Annotated in this window: 14 protein-coding genes; 2 read left to right on the plus strand and 12 right to left on the minus strand. The window is 70.6% G+C overall.

Annotated elements, in window-relative coordinates; genetic code table 11:
* Positions 1-233 precede the first annotated feature (233 nt).
* The 4 genes from gatB to gatC are packed head-to-tail and all read right to left on the minus strand — an operon-like array spanning position 234 to position 3758.
* Positions 234-1739, minus strand: a complete 1506-nt coding sequence (gatB, locus tag AC07FN_RS32700; RefSeq protein ID WP_478399096.1) for an Asp-tRNA(Asn)/Glu-tRNA(Gln) amidotransferase subunit GatB — start codon at positions 1737-1739, stop codon at positions 234-236.
* Complete coding sequence (locus tag AC07FN_RS32705) at positions 1736-1933, minus strand: hypothetical protein (RefSeq protein WP_132484676.1); 198 nt, start codon at positions 1931-1933, stop codon at positions 1736-1738. The genes gatB and AC07FN_RS32705 overlap by 4 nt, the downstream gene beginning before the upstream one ends.
* The gene (gene gatA / locus AC07FN_RS32710) at positions 1930-3459 is read right to left on the minus strand and encodes an Asp-tRNA(Asn)/Glu-tRNA(Gln) amidotransferase subunit GatA (RefSeq protein WP_478399097.1); all 1530 of its coding nucleotides are present in this window, start codon (positions 3457-3459) and stop codon (positions 1930-1932) included. Before gatA ends, AC07FN_RS32705 begins: the two co-directional genes overlap by 4 nt.
* A complete protein-coding gene (gene gatC, locus AC07FN_RS32715) occupies positions 3459-3758 on the minus strand; it encodes an Asp-tRNA(Asn)/Glu-tRNA(Gln) amidotransferase subunit GatC (RefSeq protein WP_093262568.1) in 300 nt (99 codons plus the stop codon). The genes gatA and gatC overlap by 1 nt, the downstream gene beginning before the upstream one ends.
* A 343-nt stretch (positions 3759-4101) precedes the next feature.
* Between gatC and AC07FN_RS32720 the strand changes: the two genes are divergently transcribed.
* Complete coding sequence (locus AC07FN_RS32720) at positions 4102-4755, plus strand: ACT domain-containing protein (RefSeq protein WP_452617634.1); 654 nt, start codon at positions 4102-4104, stop codon at positions 4753-4755.
* 109 nt (positions 4756-4864) lie between these two features.
* Here the strand turns inward: AC07FN_RS32720 and AC07FN_RS32725 are convergent, their stop codons facing one another.
* The 4 genes from AC07FN_RS32725 to AC07FN_RS32740 all read right to left on the minus strand — a co-directional run bounded on the left by AC07FN_RS32725 (position 4865) and on the right by AC07FN_RS32740 (position 9405).
* Positions 4865-5350 carry a GNAT family N-acetyltransferase gene (locus AC07FN_RS32725; RefSeq protein ID WP_478399098.1) on the minus strand — a complete coding sequence of 162 codons (486 nt, stop codon included), beginning with the start codon at positions 5348-5350 and terminating at the stop codon, positions 4865-4867.
* Between the two features lie 33 nt (positions 5351-5383).
* Positions 5384-7528 carry an NAD-dependent DNA ligase LigA gene (ligA, locus tag AC07FN_RS32730; protein WP_478399144.1) on the minus strand — a complete coding sequence of 715 codons (2145 nt, stop codon included), beginning with the start codon at positions 7526-7528 and terminating at the stop codon, positions 5384-5386.
* Between the two features lie 122 nt (positions 7529-7650).
* Positions 7651-8334 (minus strand): hypothetical protein, encoded by a 684-nt coding sequence (locus tag AC07FN_RS32735; RefSeq protein WP_478399099.1) that lies wholly within the window; start codon positions 8332-8334, stop codon positions 7651-7653.
* A gap of 51 nt (positions 8335-8385) precedes the next feature.
* Complete coding sequence (locus AC07FN_RS32740) at positions 8386-9405, minus strand: DUF6461 domain-containing protein (RefSeq protein WP_478399100.1); 1020 nt, start codon at positions 9403-9405, stop codon at positions 8386-8388.
* Positions 9406-9716: 311 nt separating this feature from the next.
* On the opposite strand from AC07FN_RS32740, the gene AC07FN_RS32745 reads away from it, so the two are divergent.
* Positions 9717-10268 carry a dihydrofolate reductase family protein gene (locus AC07FN_RS32745; RefSeq protein ID WP_478399101.1) on the plus strand — a complete coding sequence of 184 codons (552 nt, stop codon included), beginning with the start codon at positions 9717-9719 and terminating at the stop codon, positions 10266-10268.
* Between the two features lie 42 nt (positions 10269-10310).
* Here the strand turns inward: AC07FN_RS32745 and AC07FN_RS32750 are convergent, their stop codons facing one another.
* From AC07FN_RS32750 to AC07FN_RS32765, 4 genes are all read right to left on the minus strand, one after another.
* Positions 10311-14270, minus strand: coding sequence for a caspase, EACC1-associated type (locus tag AC07FN_RS32750; RefSeq protein WP_478399102.1), 3960 nt, complete (start codon positions 14268-14270; stop codon positions 10311-10313).
* A gap of 5 nt (positions 14271-14275) precedes the next feature.
* Positions 14276-14674: a hypothetical protein gene (locus AC07FN_RS32755; RefSeq protein WP_478399103.1), complete on the minus strand. Its 399-nt coding sequence runs from the start codon at positions 14672-14674 to the stop codon at positions 14276-14278.
* A gap of 76 nt (positions 14675-14750) precedes the next feature.
* The gene (locus AC07FN_RS32760) at positions 14751-15782 is read right to left on the minus strand and encodes a methionine synthase (RefSeq protein ID WP_452617591.1); all 1032 of its coding nucleotides are present in this window, start codon (positions 15780-15782) and stop codon (positions 14751-14753) included.
* A 210-nt stretch (positions 15783-15992) separates the two neighbouring features.
* The gene (locus AC07FN_RS32765; protein WP_478399104.1) at positions 15993-17525 is read right to left on the minus strand and encodes a fatty acyl-CoA synthetase; all 1533 of its coding nucleotides are present in this window, start codon (positions 17523-17525) and stop codon (positions 15993-15995) included.
* Between the last annotated feature and the right edge of the window lie 4 nt (positions 17526-17529).

Raw genomic sequence — 17529 nt, forward strand, 5'->3', positions numbered from 1 at the left:
TCCTCGCCGAGGGAACCCCGGAGGGGTGGGCACCGTGAACCCGCGGCGGTGCCGGTGTCGTAGGTGGGCTATGCGCCTGCGGCGCATGCGACACCCCTCGACGTGCAGCTTTGCGACCCGCGGCCGCGGGCCGAACCAGGATGAAAGACGCTCAATTGAAACTGCGGAGATGCGAAGCGGGGAACCGGAAAATCCCGGTTCCCCGCTTCGGTTCTCGGCCGTTCCGGCGCCCGTTACTGGCCGCAGGCCGCGAGGACGAGCTCGCGGACCCGCTTGGCGTCCGCCTGGCCCTTGGTGGCCTTCATGACCGCTCCGACGATCGCGCCCGCCGCCTGCACCTTGCCACCGCGGATCTTGTCCGCGATGTCCGGCTGCGCCGCCAGCGCCTCGTCGATCGCCGCCTGCAGCGCCGAGTCGTCGGACACGACCTCCAGGCCGCGGGCCGCCACCACGTCGTCCGGCTCGCCCTCACCGGCGAGCACCCCGTCGACGACCTGCCGGGCCAGCTTGTTGGTCAGCTTGCCCTCGGCGACCAGCGCGATCACCCGCGCCAGCTGCTTCGGCGCGATTGCCAGGTCGGCGAGCTCGACGCCGCGGGTGTTGGCCTGCTGCGCCAGGTACGAAACCCACCAGGAGCGGGCGTCACCGGAGGGCGCGCCCGCGTCGACGGTCTGCGCCACCAGCTCCAGCGCCCCGGCGTTGACCAGGTCGCGCAGCTCCTCGTCGGAGAGGCCCCAGTCCTCCTGCGCGCGCTTGCGCCGCTCCCACGGCATCTCCGGCAGGGTCTTGGACAGCTCCTCGACCCACTGCCTGGCCGGCGCGATCGGCACCAGGTCGGGCTCCGGGAAGTAGCGGTAGTCCTCGGAGGTCTCCTTGCGGCGGCCCGCCGACGTGGTCCCGGTGGACTCGTCGAAGTGCCGCGTCTCCTGCAGGATCGAGTCGCCCGAGGTCAGCACCGCGGCGTGCCGCTGCATCTCGAAGCGCACCGCGCGTTCCACGCTGCGCAGCGAGTTGACGTTCTTCGTCTCGGTGCGGGTGCCGAACTCCGTCGTGCCCTTCGGCATCAGCGACACGTTCGCGTCGCAGCGCAGCGAGCCCTGGTCCATCCGCACGTCGGAGACGTCCAGCGCGCGCAGCAGGTCCCGCAGCGCCGAGACGTAGGCGCGCGCGACCTCGGGAGCCCGCTCCCCGGCGCCGACGATCGGCTTGGTGACGATCTCGATCAGCGGCACGCCGGCCCGGTTGTAGTCCAGCAGCGAGTAGTCCGCGCCGTGGATCCGGCCGGTGCTGCCCCCCATGTGCGAGGACTTGCCGGTGTCCTCCTCCATGTGCGCCCGCTCGATGTCGACCCGGAAGGTCTCGCCGTCGTCCAGCAGCACGTCCAGGTAGCCGTCGTGGACGATCGGCTCGTCGTACTGCGAGGTCTGGAAGTTCTTCGGCATGTCCGGGTAGAAGTAGTTCTTCCGGGCGAACCGGCACCACTCGGCGACCTGGCAGTTCAGCGCCAGCCCGATCCGGATGGCGGCCTCCACGGCCTTGCCGTTGAGCACCGGCAGCGCACCCGGCAGGCCCAGGCACACCGGGCACACCTGGGTGTTCGGCTCGGCGCCGAAGGCGTTGGCGCAGCCGCAGAACATCTTCGTCTTGGTGGACAGCTCCACGTGCACTTCGAGCCCGAGCACCGGGTCGAACCGCGCGAGGACCTCGTCGTAGTCCAGGATCTCGGCGACGGCGGTCACTTGTCGTCCTCCCCCTTGCGCAGGGCCCGCACGGCCAGCGCGGTGCCGGTGATCAGGCCGAGCGCGGTGATGACCGCGTCCGCCAGCGCGAGCTTGTCCTTCTCCTCCCGCGCCGAGCGGAAGCTCGCCCGCAGCCCGAGGGCGGCCGACAGCACCGAGGCGAGCTGGAACGCTGCTTTGATCTTCGGGTTCATCGCGCGACCTCCAGCTGGGGAACACGGTTGATGAGGGGGCCGTCCTGGCTGGCGTTGCGCGCCGCCTCGTAGGCCGAGCCGACCCGGTAGAGCCACTCGTCGGCCATCGCCGGGGCCATGATCTGCAGCCCGACCGGCAGGCCGTCCTCATCGGACAGTCCACACGGGACGCTCATGGCGGCGTTGCCCGCCAGGTTGGACGGGATGGTGCACAGGTCCGCCAGGTACATCGCCATCGGGTCGTCGACCCGCTCGCCGATCTTGAAGGCGGTGGTCGGCGTCGTCGGCGACACCAGCACGTCGACCTGCTCGAACGCGGCGGTGAAGTCGCGGGTGATCAGCGTCCGCACCTTCTGCGCCTGGCCGTAGTAGGCGTCGTAGTAGCCCGACGACAGCGCGTAGGTGCCGAGCATGATGCGCCGCTTCACCTCGGGCCCGAACCCGGCCTCGCGGGTCAGCGACATGACCTCCTCGGCGCTGCGCGCGCCGTCGTCGCCGACGCGCAGCCCGTAGCGCATCGCGTCGAAGCGGGCGAGGTTGGAGGAGCACTCGCTCGGCGCGATCAGGTAGTAGGCCGGCAGCGCGTAGCTGAAGTGCGGGCAGGAGACCTCGATGACCTCCGCACCCAGCGCGGACAGCTGCTTGACGGCGGCGTCGAAGGCCCGCTGCACGCCCGGCTGGTAGCCGTCGCCGGAGAGCTCGCGGGCCACGCCGACGCGCACGCCCTGCAGGCCGCCCGAAGCGCCCTGCTCGGCCGCGGCGACGACCTGCGGCACCGGCTGGTCGATCGAGGTGGAGTCCATCGGGTCGTGCCCGGCGATCACCTCGTGCAGCAGCGCGGCGTCCAGCACCGTGCGCGCGCACGGGCCGGGCTGGTCCAGCGACGAGGAGAACGCGACGAGGCCGTAGCGGGAAACGCCGCCGTAGGTCGGCTTGACGCCGACCGTGCCGGTCACCGCGCCGGGCTGGCGGATCGAGCCGCCGGTGTCGGTACCGATGGCCAGCGGCGCCTCGAACGCGGCCAGCGCCGCCGACGAACCGCCGCCGGAACCGCCGGGGATGCGCTCCAGGTCCCACGGGTTGCGGGTCGGGCCGTACGCGGAGTTCTCGGTCGACGAGCCCATCGCGAACTCGTCCATGTTCGTCTTGCCGAGGATGACCACGCCCGCCTCGCGCAGCCGGCGCGTCACGGTCGCGTCGTACGGCGGGACCCAGCCCTCCAGCATCTTGGAGCCGCAGGTGGTGGGCATGTCGGTGGTGGTCAGCACGTCCTTGAGCGCCAGCGGCACGCCGGCCAGCGGCGACGTGGTGTTCCCGGCGGCGCGCTCCTCGTCGACCCGCCGCGCGGCGGCCAGCGCCCCGTCGGCGTCGACGTGCAGGAACGCGTGCACCTCCGAGTCCACGGCGGCGATCCGGTCCAAGTGCGCCTGCGTCACCTCGACCGACGTGACCTCGCCCGCCTGCAGCTTGGCGGCGAGCTCGGATGCGGTCAGCCCGGTCAGGCTGCCGCCGGATGCGGTCGTCATCAGGCCTCCTCGGTCAGGATCCGCGGCACGCGGAACCGGTCCTCTTCGGCGGCCGGCGCCGCGGCGAGCGCCTGCTCGCGCGACAGGCCCGGCCGCACCTCGTCATCGCGGAAAACGTTGGTCACCGGCACGGCGTGGGAGGTCGGCGGGATGTCGTCCGCAGCGACCTCGCCCACCTTGGCCACCGCATCGAGGATCTGGTCGAGCTGGCCGGCGAAGGTGTCGAGCTCGGCCTCGGTGACGGCCAGCCGCGCCAGGCCGGCGAGGTGTGCGACCTCGTCGCGGGAGATCTTGGACACTGCGAAGGCTCCCTGGTCATGTCCGGTTTCACGGGTACAGCTCAGTCTATGGCGGTGCCCGGGCCCGCTCCTGGAGGGGGCGCGGGCACCGCCGCGACCACCCCGGCCCGCGGCGATTCCACTGCGGATCAACGCGCCGACCGGCCCCGAAAACATCGACGACACGACGGAAAACCGCAGGTACTTCCACTCCGTGGACGCCGGGCGCACCGCGGGGGCATCGCGTCTGACACAATTTCAACCGCCAGTTCCTCGCACGAGGAGCCGTTGCAGTGCGGCCTCGTGCGGTAGCGAGAGCGCGGCCGGCGAGGTGTCGCGCACGAAACTGGAGGCGTTGAGTCCGGTGTCCTTCCTCATCCGGGTGCAGATACCGGACCGGCCCGGCAACCTCGGGTCGGTGGCGAGCGCGCTCGGCGAGATCGGTGCCGACATCCTCAGCGTCGACGTCGTCGAGCGCAGCAACGGCGTGGCGATCGACGACCTGGTCGTGGAGCTGCCGTCGGGCCGGCTGCCGGACGTGCTGATCACCGCCGCCGAGTCGGTCGACGGCGTGGAGGTCGACGCGGTCCGGCCGTACGCGGGCGTGCTGGACACGCACCGCGAACTGGAGCTCGTCGAAGAGATCGCGGCCGAGCCGGCGAACGGGTTGCAGATCCTCGCCGAGGGCGTCCCGAAGATCATCCGATCGGGTTGGGCGGTCGTCTTCGGGCACCGCTCGGGCGGCGCGGAGCAGCTCGCCGCCAGCACCTCGGCCCCGCAGGAGGGCTACCTGGAGCTGCCGTGGCTGCCGCTGGCGCGTGCGACGATCCTCGACGGCGACGAGCCGTGGGTGCCGGACACCTGGAAGGAACTGGGCACCGAACTGGCGGCGACGCCGATCGGCAAGCCGGACCGGGTGCTGCTGGCGGGCCGCCCGGGCGGCCCGATGTTCCGCGCCGCTGAGCTGGCCCGCCTGGCCCACCTCGCGGGCATCGTCTCGGTCGTCCTCGACAGCTGACCGCACCGCGAAACCCCTTCAGGTCCGCAATTTCCATTGAAATCGAAGGTTCGATTTCAATGGAAATTGCGGCGGAACGAGCCTTGGGCGTCGGCCTGGCTCCGGTCGGTCAGAGTTCCAGGGCGTAGTGGAGCAGGTGGACGTCCGGTGCCGGGTGCCAGTCCCGGTCGGGGCGGCGCTCGAAGCCCAGCCGCTCGTAAAGGCGCCGGGCGGTCTTCACGGAGTCCCGCACGCACAGCACGACGCGCTCCATGCCCTCCGCGCGCGCCCGGTCGATCACCGCCTCCACCAGCTCCCGGCCGACTCCGTTGCCCACCGCCTCCGGCGCGACGGCCAGCATCCGGAACTCCAGCTCACCGGGCCGCGCGAGGTCGGCGTAGGAGCTGTCGTGCCGCACCAGCGTGACCGTGCCCAGCACTTCGTCCCCCTTGACGGCGACGAGCAGTTCGGCGTGCTCCGCCCGCCCGGCGGCGTCGCGCAGCACCACGGTGTAGTCGATGTCGTCCGACAGGTTCCCGCTCTCGGCGTAGACCCGGGCCGAGATCTCACCGATGGGTTCGTACTCGGCCGGCCGGGCCGCGCGGATCGTCGTCATGCCGCAGATCGTGTCACCCCCGGCCGACAGCGATCACTCCTCCTCGGTCGGCAGCGCGACCTCGGTGGCGGCCTCCGGGCCGTCGTCGAGCAGCACCTGGAACCCGCGCTCGTCGAGCACCGGGACCTTGAGCTGCACGGCCTTGTCGTACTTCGAGCCCGGCGAGTCGCCGACCACGACGAACGCCGTCTTCTTCGACACCGATCCCGCCGCCCGGCCGCCGCGGGCCATGATCAGCTCCTTGGCGTCGTCCCGGGAGAACGTCTGCAACGTGCCGGTGACCACGATGGACAGGCCTTCGAGGGTGCGCGGGATCGACTCGTCGCGCTCGTCGGCCATCCGCACCCCGGCGTCCCGCCACTTGCGCACCACCTCGCGGTGCCAGTCGACCTCGAACCACTCGCGGACGGCCGTGGCGATCGTCGGCCCGACGCCGTCGGCGGCCGCGAGCTCCTCCTCCGACGCCGCCTCGATCCGGTCCAGCGAGCCGAACTCGCGGGCGAGCGCCTGCGCGGCGGTCGGCCCGACGTGCCGGATCGACAGCCCCACCAGGACCCGCCACAGCGGCTTCTGCTTGGCCACCTCGAGGTTGTCGAGCAGCTTGGCGCCATTGGCCGAGAGGCTGCCCTCCTTGGTGGTGAACAGCGGCGTCTTGAGCAGCTTCGGCTCGTCGAGGTCGAAGATGTCGCCCTCGTCCTCGATCACGCCTGCCGTCAGCAGGGCGCCCGCGGCCTCGTAGCCGAACGCGTCGATGTCCAGCACCTTCCGGCTGGCCAGGTAGAACAGCCGCTCGCGGCGCTGCCCCGGGCAGCCCTGGGCGTTCGGGCAGCGCAGGTCGACGTCGCCCTCCTTCTGCTGCGCCAGCGGCCACCCGCACTCCGGGCACACGGCGGGCATGACGAACTCGCGCTCGCCGCCGGTGCGCACGTCGACCACCGGGCCGAGCACCTCGGGGATCACGTCGCCGGCCTTGCGGATCACCACCCGGTCGCCGATCAGCACGCCCTTGCGGCGGACCTCGTCGGCGTTGTGCAGGGTCGCCATCGACACCGTGGAGCCGGCCACCTTCACCGGTTCCATCACGGCGAACGGCGTGACCCGGCCGGTGCGGCCGACGTTGACCTGGATGTCCAGCAGCCGCGTGGTGGCCTGCTCCGGCGGGTACTTGTAGGCGATCGCCCAGCGCGGCGCGCGGGAGGTGGTGCCGAGGCGGCGCTGCAGCGGCACCTCGTCGACCTTGATCACGATGCCGTCGATCTCGTGCTCCGCGGAGTCGCGGTGCTTGCCCCAGTAGTCGATGTGCGCGACCAGCTCATCCACAGTGGACAGGACGACGGTGTGCTTCGAAACCGGCAGGCCCCAGGCCTTCAGCGCCGCGTAGGACTCGGACTGGAGGTTCGGCTCGAAGCCGTCCCGCTTGCCCAGGCCGTGGCAGATCAGCCGCAGCGGCCGGCTGCGGCTGACGCGCGGGTCCTTCTGCCGCAGCGACCCGGCGGCGGAGTTGCGGGGGTTGGCGAACGGCGGCTTGCCCGCCTCCACCAGCTTGGCGTTGAGTTCGGCGAACTCGTCCACCCGGAAGAACACCTCGCCGCGCACCTCGACCAGCGCGGGCACCGGGTACTCGTCGGTGCCGGTCAGCTGCTCCGGCACGTCGCCCATGGTGCGGACGTTGAGCGTCACGTCCTCGCCGGTCCGGCCGTCGCCGCGGGTCAGGGCGCGTTCCAGCCGCCCGTCGCGGTAGAGCAGGTTGATCGCCAGGCCGTCGATCTTCAGCTCGCACAGGTAATGCACGTCGGTGCCCACCTCGCGCTCCACCCGGTCGACCCAGGTCTGCAGCTCCTCGGCGCTGAACGCGTTGTCCAGGCTCAGCATCCGCTCCAGGTGCGCGACCGCGGTGAACTCGGTGGAGAAGGTGCCGCCCACCACCTGCGTCGGCGAGTCCGGCGCCTGCAGCGCCGGGTGCTCTTCCTCCATCTGCTGCAGCTGCGCGAACAGCACGTCGAACTCGCCGTCGGAGACCGTCGGCGAATCGAGCACGTAGTAGCGGAACTGGTGGCCGCGGACTTCCTCGGCCAGTTCCGCGTAGCGCTCGCGCACGTCGGCGGGCACGTCTTCGACGCCTTCCGCCGAGCGGCCGGCGGCCGGGTCGTCGGGCACGACCTCCTCGGCGGCGGCCACTGCGTCGTTCGGGGCGAGATCCACGTCCTTGCTGGTCACGCCCCGAGACTAGCGAGCGCCCCCGACAACGGCACGCACGACGCGTCGCGAGTGACGAATCCGGTAAGAACCGGACTCACCGCTCACGACTCGGGCGGCGCGGCCGCGGCGCGGTCCAGCTCGCGGACCAGTTCGCGGAGCTCCAGTAGGCCGATCGCGCCCTCCGGTTCGAGTTCCGCGGTCTCCACCCGGCCCAGCCGGTCGGCGGCCAGCCGCTCGCCGAGGGTGGCGTCCAGCGGCAGGAACGTCAGGGCCCGGCGCGCGTTCTCCTCCAGGCCGCTGAAGCCGGGGTGGTAGACGGCGACGTCGACGAGCCCCTCCGCCTCGTCGACCTGGGCGACGATCCGGACGTCGGCCAGCGGGTACTTCTCGCCCCGCAGGTTCACGGTGACCTCGGTCGGATCGGGCACCGGCGGCACCGAGTCGTGGTACTCCCACAGCGTGTCGTCCTGCGGCGCGGCGGCCATCCAGGCGTCGGTGTAGGGGCGCAGCTCAGGGTCGGCCTGGCCGCTGACGACCAGCGCGTACACGGCCTTCTCGCCGTGCTCGATGGCGAAGGTCAGGTTCGGGTGCACCTCGGCGAGCGCCTCGGCGACCAGGCTCTCGATCCGCTGCGGCACGCTGTCGCCCAGAGCGGAGGCGATCTCCGGCAGCAGGTCGTCCCACCGCTGCCAGAACCGCTCGGCGGCCTGGGTGTGGACATCGACCTCGGCGGCCTCGGCGTTGCCCTGGGCTTCGGCGTCGCGACGAAGGAGGAACCTGAACATGCCCACCATTGTGCCGGGCGGGGCGCGGTCTGCGGGCCCGATCCCGCGGACTCACCGAGCCGGCCGGCCGGCCAGCTCGGCGGCGACGATGCCGACGAGGTCGCCGACGTCGACGCCGCGCACCTGCCGGGCCTCGGTCAGCGTGCCGGCGAGCGCGTTCAGCGGATCTTCGTGGGTCGCCCGGCGCAGCGCGTCCGCGGCGCGCAACTGGTTGCGGATCTTGCTGTTCGGGCGGTCCCAGGTGCTCTGCCAGGCCCATTCCCGGACCATCGCGCAGAGCACGTCGCGGTCGATCGCGGGCCCGCCGCTGAGCGAGGACAGGGCCGCCTGCACGACGGGGTGGGCCGCGCAGTCGGCGGCGCCGACGGTGTGCCGCGCCACCGCGGCGATGGCCCGCCGCAGGTCGGGATGGGTAGCGGTGCCCAGCGCCGCGATCAGTTCCGGCGGGAAGCCGGTGATCTTGTCCAGCGGATCGGGCAGGGTCACCAGGTCGTCGGGCCACGGCGCGACCGGGAAGGTCTGGAAGTCGCCGGCGAGCCAGGCCGGACTCGGCGACAGCCCGGTCAGCCGCCCCGACAACGCCAGCATCAGCGCCACCGGATCAGCCTGGGACCAGGGCAGGTCGGCGCGGGCGGCCTCCAGTTCGTCCGGTCGGCTGCCCTCCCGGTACTCCGGAAGCACTGCCTCGAACGACGTCCGGACGTCGCCGCGAACCGCGTGGGAGAAGCGCGTGAGGGTGCTCGCGTCCCAGAACGCCGACACGGCGGCCTGACGCGCGACCTTCCGCAGCACCTCCGGCCGCTGCCCCTGCCGGCCGTTGTCCTCGACCACCAGCACCCAGTCGCCGATCCGCCGGAGCGCGATCATGGGGTGTTTCTCCTGGTGGGCGAAAGCCTCCTCGCAGAAGTCATCGATGTCCAGCACCCGGCCGAGCCCGGCGACCGCACCGAAGCCCTCGGCCACCTGGTCGATATCGGCGCCCCGAACGAAGGTCAGGCAAGCGGCCTCCTGGATGGTGCTCCGCCGAATCCACCCGGCCTGCTCGAGCTCGCTGACGCAATGACTGCCCACGCGTTCTTCCTACCAGCGCAAGGACTTCCGCACTGCGGATTCCGAAAAACACGTCCAGGCAAGAAATCGCCACGGCGACCACGAGCCGCCCGAAGTCCACTGAGGACTACGCGGACGGCGGCATCCCGGCCACCGGGATCACGTCGTTCCTCCCGCCCCGAACCGATAGCAGTCCACGAGCACTTCCTGCTAGCCTTCGAGCGCTTGCAAATTGCAACCACTCGGCTTGGCGGGGTCCACCCTCCCGGAACTCATCGGCCGCGACGGGACCACGCACGCCGGCACGCAGACGAGATCGGAGACCGAATCCCGTGCGCAAACTCTTCTCCTACGTGGCGATCAGCCTCGACGGCTACTACGAAGGCCCCAACGGCGAGTTCGACTGGCCGAACGTCGACGCGGAGTACTTCGAGTTCGCAAACCAGAGCGACGCCTACATCGACACGCTGCTGTTCGGCCGGGCGGGATACGAGCACATGGCCGCGCACTGGCCGAACGCCACCGGGCCCGACCCGGAGATCGTCGAGTTCATGAACAGCGTGGCGAAGGTCGTGGTCTCCTCCACCCTCGAGAAGGCGGAGTGGAACAACACGACCCTCGTCGGCAGCGACAACCTCGCCGAAACCGTCCAGGCGCTGAAACAGGGGCCGGGCAAGGAGATCGGGCTTTTCGGCAGCGTGAAACTGACGGCGAGCCTGCTCGAACTCGGCCTGATCGACGAGCTGCGCGTGCTCGTCAACCCGCTCATCCTGGGTGAAGGACGCTCGTTGTTCGCCACGCTGACCAGGCGCATCCCGCTCGAATTGTGGCGGACCACGACGTTCCGCTCCGGCAACGTCCTGCTGACCTACCGCCCCGCCTGAACAGCGCGAACTCGCACCATCGGCGCCGCCGTCCACCGAGAACTATGTGGACGGCGGCATCTCGGCCACCTGGATCATGTCGTTCCTCCCACCCCTGACGAACCGCCCCCGCCCCGGCGGCCGCGGCACGGACGCCACGCCCGGCAGCAGCTCCCCGTCCCGCGGATCGCCGCCGAGCACTACCGTCGCGCAGCCGGCCGCACGCAGCTTGCCGAGGAATCGGGAGGTCAGCGCGTCGCCGATGTTGACGGAGTTCCGGCTGACGATCAGATGCACTCCGACCTCCGCGCCCCGCACCAGGTGGTCCGCGTAGCGCTGCAGCGGGTCGGGGCGGCCCGAGCGCTGATCCGACGAGATCAGCTCGCAGTCCTCGATGATCAGGAGGACCTCGCGCGGCCGCTCGGCTCCGCTGCGGGGCCGGGACAGGCGCTGCTCGACCCGGAACGCCATTTCCGCGAGGATGCGCTCGAACTCCCCGCGCACCGCGGCGTAACCGAACTGCGGACCGTCCGCCTCACCGAGCAGGCCGCGCTTCGGATCCAGCACGATGATGTCGCACTCGTCCGCCGCGTACAGCCGCTTGATCTCGGCGATCACCAACCGGACCAAGTTCGTCTTGCCGGAGCCGCGCTCCCCCAAGCACAACAGGTGCGGATGCGCCGCCAGGTCGAGCTCGGCCCACCTGCCGATGCCCACGGTTCGCCCGAGCAAGATGTGCGGATTCTCGGGATTCTCGATCTGCGAATAGCTGATGCTCGGCGACGCGCGCAGGACCTGGTCCTGGGCGGGCTCCCCCGGCCAGGCGCTCGCGATGCGTCGCGACAGCGCACGGGCGTTCTCGTAACGCGGGTCCAGCTGGTCATCTACGTGCAGTTGCGGTAGAGCGGCACGGAACTCCCTCCCGTTCACGGTCCCGTGCCCGCTCTCCGCGCCACCGAGTTCCAGCCGCACCTGGTACTGGAATCCCCACCCCGCGTCTTCATCGCTCGTGCTGTCCCTGGAGATGATCACGTGGATTCCGTGCTCCGAGCCGTCCTGCATCAGCGTGCGGACTTTCGGGGCCAGCTCGGCGAACGCGCCCGCCAATCGATGCCACTGCTCGATCACGAGAAATGACAGCACGTGAGCGTCTTCTCGTCGCGCCCGCCGCTCACCGAGCAGATCCACCAGGAAGTCCACGATCGCGGCGGCGGTCTCCCCGTCTCTGATCGACGCGAACCCGACTGCATGTGGCAACTCGGACAGCACGGCCTCGCAGGAATACATGTCACCCGCGCTTATGAAGTAGAACTGCGCCTCCTCGGGTGTGCGCGTCAGGGCTACCGCGAGTACGACGGCACGGGTGAAATCGGCCTTCCCACTGAACGGGCGGCCCAGGATCGCGATGCAGCCGAACGGCACCATCAGCGGTTCTGCTTCGCCGGTCTCGGGAGAGTCCACCAGTCCGACGGGAACTTCGGTGGCACGCTCGAACGCCACGGCGGACAAACCTCGTTCGCCCTCTGCCAAGGTACCCAGCACATCGCCGAGTGCGATCGGGTCTGCGAGGAGTGCTGGCAGTTCGGCGGCCCGCACCGGCACCGCCTGGTTGACCCGGGCGATCAGCTCGGGCCAGTGGTCCATGCCGGGTTCCCAGGCGCGGAACTTGATCGGTGGCGTGGAGCCTCCTCTGAAGAACCCGACGCCAGGTTCGTGCCCGCCCAGCTCGGCGGCCGCCGGGGTTCCCAGCAGCTCCAGAGAATCCTGTTCGCCAACTGTTCGATGCACGATCCAGAACCGGCAGAGTTCCGCTACCTCCGGAAACCGGCTGTCCGCGATGCTCGACGCCATCGCGATCACGTGCACGCCCACACCCGGTCCGAACTCCATGACTTCGCGCAGTTTCGGCACCAGCTCGGGTTCATCCGCCAGCGCCTCGGTGAAGTCGCGGATGGCGACGACAAGTCTGGGCGCAGTCTCACGGCTGGCACCAGCCGGATTTCGACGACGGGTTATCTCGCGGCGGATGTCCCTGAGACGATTCGCAAGTTCGCTCTTGTACTCCGCGTACGACACACCCATGTGCGCCACCACGTGCGGCATCTCGGAAAGCCCCTGGAAGACGGAGCCCGGAGACGGCGGCCCGTGCAGGAGTGCGACGTTCAGATCAGCTGGAGAGTGGGTCAGCATCAGCAAGAACAGCAGCGACCCCAAGGTTTGGACGGCCCCTGACCCCGGCGGCCCGACGATCAACCCGTGCGGCCCCGCACCGCCGGCAGCAATGGATTCCAGGTCGAGGTGCACGGTCCTGCCGAACTCGTCCAGGCCGATCGGAACCCGCAGCCAATCGGGATGGTTCGCACCGCGCCAAGCACTCGGCGGGTCGACCGTCGGGTCGACGTTCAGGATCCGTTCCAGGCTGAACTTCCGGTCGTAGCGGCGGTGCTGCTTCCGCTGCGCAATGCCTTCGATCATCGACACCATTTCCTGATGCCTTGGTTCGGCCCCGGTCGACGAGTTCGGGATGGCGACCTGGAAGTGCCCGGAGGCAGTGGTGGCCTCCACCGGCTGATCCGAACCCGCCCTTGCCGTCAGGTCGACCTTGCCGCGCAGGTTGGGCAGCATGCCGCCGGAGATCCGCGACCACGAACGCGTCGCCACGACGACGTGCACGCCGAAGCTGGTGCCCGCGTCCGCGATCTTCTCCACCTGTTCGACCAGTGCCGGGTTCTCGGCGGCGAAGGCTTCCCAGCGATCTATCACCAGGATCACGTCCTGCTGCGGACCGTCTCCCAGCAGGTCGCGATTGCGCCGCGCGGCGCGGAACTCGCCGAGCGAATCGAACGTGTGCTGCCTGAACATCGCGCGTCGCGCGGAGATGCTTCGGTCGATCTCGTCCAGCAACTGCCGGACCTCGGTGCTTTGATCCGGCCCCAAGACCCAGCTGACGTGCGGAAGCGTCCCGAAGGACCCGAACCTGCTCTCGGAGTCGATGATGATGATCTCGACTTCCTCGGGTTCGGAGTCGGCTGCCAGGCTCAGCAGCAGGGTCCGCAGGAACTGACTCTTGCCGGACTGCGTTGGCCCGACGACCGCGAGATGGCTGTCGGGTTCGGCCAAGCTCAGCATGAACGGCTCTTGGGCGTCACCGACGCCGCGGGTGCCTACCACGACGTTCAGCGTGCTGCCGGCCGGAGGCATGGTCGGGATGGCCTTCACGAGCAGGGGCCCGAGGGCCGCCGGTGCGGACTTCGCCGGGGAGGGAAGGTGAACTTCCGCAACAGGCGCCGAGGCGGTCCGGGCGATGAAGAAGTCGCCGGCCATCCGGGTCTCGCGGGACGGGGTCTGCCGCTGCCCGTCGAGCTCGCGGAACACGTAGTTGTAGAGCTCATCACCGGTGATCAGGCCGTCGCCGTCGATGTCCGCCGCGCCGGTGCGGATGCCCTTCAGCACCGCACGGGTGAACAGCGACGAAGGCACCGGGTCGCTGGAGGTGAGTTCGTTGCCCTCGTAGGCGTACTCGACCGCGCTCGTCGCGGTCATGATGTAGGTGCCCCGGCCGACCAGCTGGCGAAGGTCGATCCCCTCGGCCGATTTGGGCACCAGGCCGTGCGAGAAAGCGCCGCTGTAGCAGCAGTCCAGCAGCACCACCTTCGTCCCTGCCTGGGATGCGCTCAGCTGGTGCTGGACGAACACCGAACCGACCGCGGAGGACTCGATCCGGTCCAGCTCGGTGTTGCAGGCGGCGAACAGCAACTGGCCACGGTCGTTCTTGATCCCATGGCAGGACAGGTAGAGCAGCACCAGGTCGTCCGGCCCGGCTTCCTGGAGCGCCTCCTCGATGCCGCGTTCGATCTGGCGCTTCGACTCGTTGCGCAGCACCTCGACCTGGTCGAAGCCACCCTGCGACAACAGGACCTGTTGCAGCTCCTCGGCTTCTCCCGCAGGCGCGCGAAGTTCGCGCAGCCCCGGGTCGCCGTACAACGAGGTCGCGATCAGCAGCGCGGTCCGGCGGCCCACCACGCCGCCTACCTCTGGTCCGAGGCGCCGCCCTCGGGGTCCTCGTCGAGGAGTTTCGCCGCGATCGCTTCCACCAGCAGGTGCTGGTCCTTCGCGGTCAGGCCGTCGAATTCGGCCTTCTCGCCGTTCCTCTCGATGCTCACCCGGCGGGCCTTGGCCTGGTCGAAGCGGGCGACCATCACCTTCGCGCACGCCGCCGCCGTGGCCGCGGAGAAGACGCCGCTCAGCACGAGTTGCCCGATTGCCAGCGCCGCCCCGGATTTCGCGCCGTCCGGACCCTGACCGCGCACCCGGTCCACCCGGACCGCGCCCAGCTCGCGCAGCTCGGCGAGCAGCCGTTGCGTCAGGTTCTCCAGGCGCTCCGGGGTGTCGTCGGAAAGGTCGAAACCGACCAGCCAGCGGGCCATTTCGCCAACCTTCCGCAGCTCTGCATCTCGATCTTCCTCACGGTAGCCGATCGATCACGCTGCGGAGGGCGGTTCGCTACTGCTCGGCTTCGTCGGCGAAGAGCTTCGCGAGGTCCCGGGTGAGGCTGATCGCGCGGCGGGACCACGCCGGTGTCGCGCCCGCGAGGCCGCAGGTCGGCGTCGGGACGCTGCGCTCGGCCAGCGCCCGGCGGCCGAAGCCGAGGCGGGAGGCCAGGCCGAGGGCCGGCTGGGCGATCTGGCGCAACCGGGCCTCGCCCGCCGGTTCGGTGCTCGGGACCAAGCCGAGGAACAGGGTCGTGCCCTCTTCCCACGCCTCGCCGAGCTCGTCGGCGAAGGAGCCGGACACGTCGCCGAGCTTCGTCGCGTCCAGCGCGATCGCCCCGGCCCCGGCGCGGCGCAGCAGCGCCACCGGCGGGCGGGCGGCGCAGCAGTGCACGACCACGGGCGAGTCCGTTGCGGCCGCGAGCTTCTCGATCACCTCGTTCAGCAGGCGCTGCGCGTCAGGTTCCGGGACGGCGGGCACTTTGCCGTAGCCGGAGGGCGTGGGCAGCGCCCCGGCCAGCACCGCGGGCAGGGCGGGCTCGTCGAGCTGCACGACGACCCGGGAGCCGGTGCGGGCGGCGACCTGCTCGGCATGCCGGATCAGGCCTTCGGTCAGCGACTCGGCGAAGTCGCGCAGCGCGCCCTGGTCGGTCAGCACTCGGTGCCCGCGGTGCAGCTCGATCCCCGCCGACAGCGTCCACGGGCCCGCCGCCTGCACCTTCACCGCGCGCGGCGCGCCCGCTTCGGACGCCGCCTGCTCGACGGCATCCAGGTCCCAGCGCAGCAGGTCGACGGCGCGGCGCTGGTCCCGGCCGGGCCGGGAGGCGACCCGGTAGCCCGAGGGCACCACTTCGACGGCGAGGTCGACCAGCAGGCCGGCGGTGCGGCCGAGGATGTCGGCACCGACCCCGCGTCCTGGCAACTCCGGGAAGGGCATCAGGCCCGGCAGCTCGCCGACGACCGTGCGCGCCACCTCGACCGGATCGGACCCGGGCATCGAGCCGATGGCGGTGGCGATCCCGGGGCCCCAAGCTGCGTCACTCACCCCGCCATTATCGACGGGCCCCCGGCATCCGCCCGACCGGCCACCCGCGTCAGGGCGCTCAGTGCCCCCAGTCCCACGAACACCTTCCGGCGCAGCCGCCCGCCGGGCTTCTCGGTGCGCTGGTCACCAGCCGTGCGTGTTTTCCGCTGCTGTCGCGACACAAAGCACGCAGGCCCCCTAGCCTGCGGAAACGCCTCTCCGCACCCCGGGTCAGCCGGTGAACTTCTCGCGGAGGACGCGCTTGAGGAGCTTGCCCGAGCTGTTGCGCGGCAGGTCGTCGACGAAGCGGATCTCCTTCGGCACCTTGAAACCGGCCAGGCGGCCGCGCGCGTGCTCCAGCAGCTCCGCCTCCGACACATCGGCCTTGGCGACCACCACGGCCGCGATGCGCTCGATCCACTTCGGGTCGGGCACCGCGATCACCGCCACCTCGGCCACCGCCGGGTGGGTGTACAGCGCGTCCTCCACCTCGCGGGAGGCGACCAGCACTCCGCCGGTGTTGATCACGTCCTTGATCCGGTCGACGACGAAGCAGTAGCCCGCCGAGTCGCGCCGCACGAGGTCGCCGGAGTGGAACCAGCCGCCGCGGAACGCCTCGGCGGTCTCCTCGGGCTTGTTCCAGTACCCGGTGCACAGCTGCGGCGACCGGTAGACGATCTCGCCCAGCTCCCCCGGCGCGACCTCGTCGCCCTGCTCGTCGACGACCTTCGCTTCCACGAAGAGCACCGGCCGGCCGGCGGAATCCGGCCGCTCGTCGTGTTCCTCGGGCCGCAGCACCGTCGCGAGTGGAGCGATCTCGGATTGCCCGAAGCAGTTGTAGAAACCGAGCTCCGGCAGCCGTTCCCGCAGCCGCTGCAGCACCGGCCCGGGCATGATCGAGGCGCCGTAGTAGGCCTTGCGCAGGGTCGTCAGGTCGCGGGTGGCGAACTCGGCGTGGTTGGCGAGTGCCACCCAAACCGTTGGCGCGGCGAAGAACGAGCTGATCCCCTCGTCCTCGATCCGCCGCAGCGCGTCGCCCGGATCGGGCGCCTCCACCAGCCGGTTGGTGGACCCGATCATCAGCTGCGGCAGCAGGAACACGTGCATCTGCGCCGAGTGGTACAGCGGCATCACGTGCAGCGGCCGGTCGTCCTCGCGGAAGTCCAGCGCCACCACGCAGGACACGTACTCGTGCAGCAACGCGCGATGCGTCATCATCGCGCCCTTGGGCTGCGAGGTCGTGCCCGAGGTGTAGAGCAGCTGGACCAGTGCGTCATCGGCGACGGCGACTTCCAGCTCCGGCATCGGGCCGTCGATGCACTGCGCCAGCAGCGAATCCGGGCTGTCCCGCAACGGGATCACGCGCTGGACCGACGTCTGCGGGCGGACTTCGCCGAGCCGGTCCGCGAGGGCCGGGTCCACCAGCGCGGTGCTGCTGCCGGACTGCTGCAGCAGGTAGGCGAGTTCGCCGGAGGTCAGGTTGTAGTTGATCGGCACGTGCACCAGGCCGGCGCGGGCGCAGGCGAGGAATCCGATCAGGTAGGCGTCGGAGTTCTTGCCGTAGGCCGCGATCCGGTCGCCTTGGCGCGCACCGGCGGCCAGCAGCGCGGCGGCGGCGCGGGTGACAGCGGCGTCTAGCTCGGCATAGGTCCAGGCCCGCTCCTGCCCCGCACCGTCGACAAAGCGCAGCGCCTCGCGATCCGGGACTCGCGCGGCGCTGCGCCGCAAGACGTCTGCGACCGTGCTGGCACGAAGATCGAGCACAGGA

Source organism: Saccharopolyspora sp. NPDC045941, assembly GCF_056431445.1.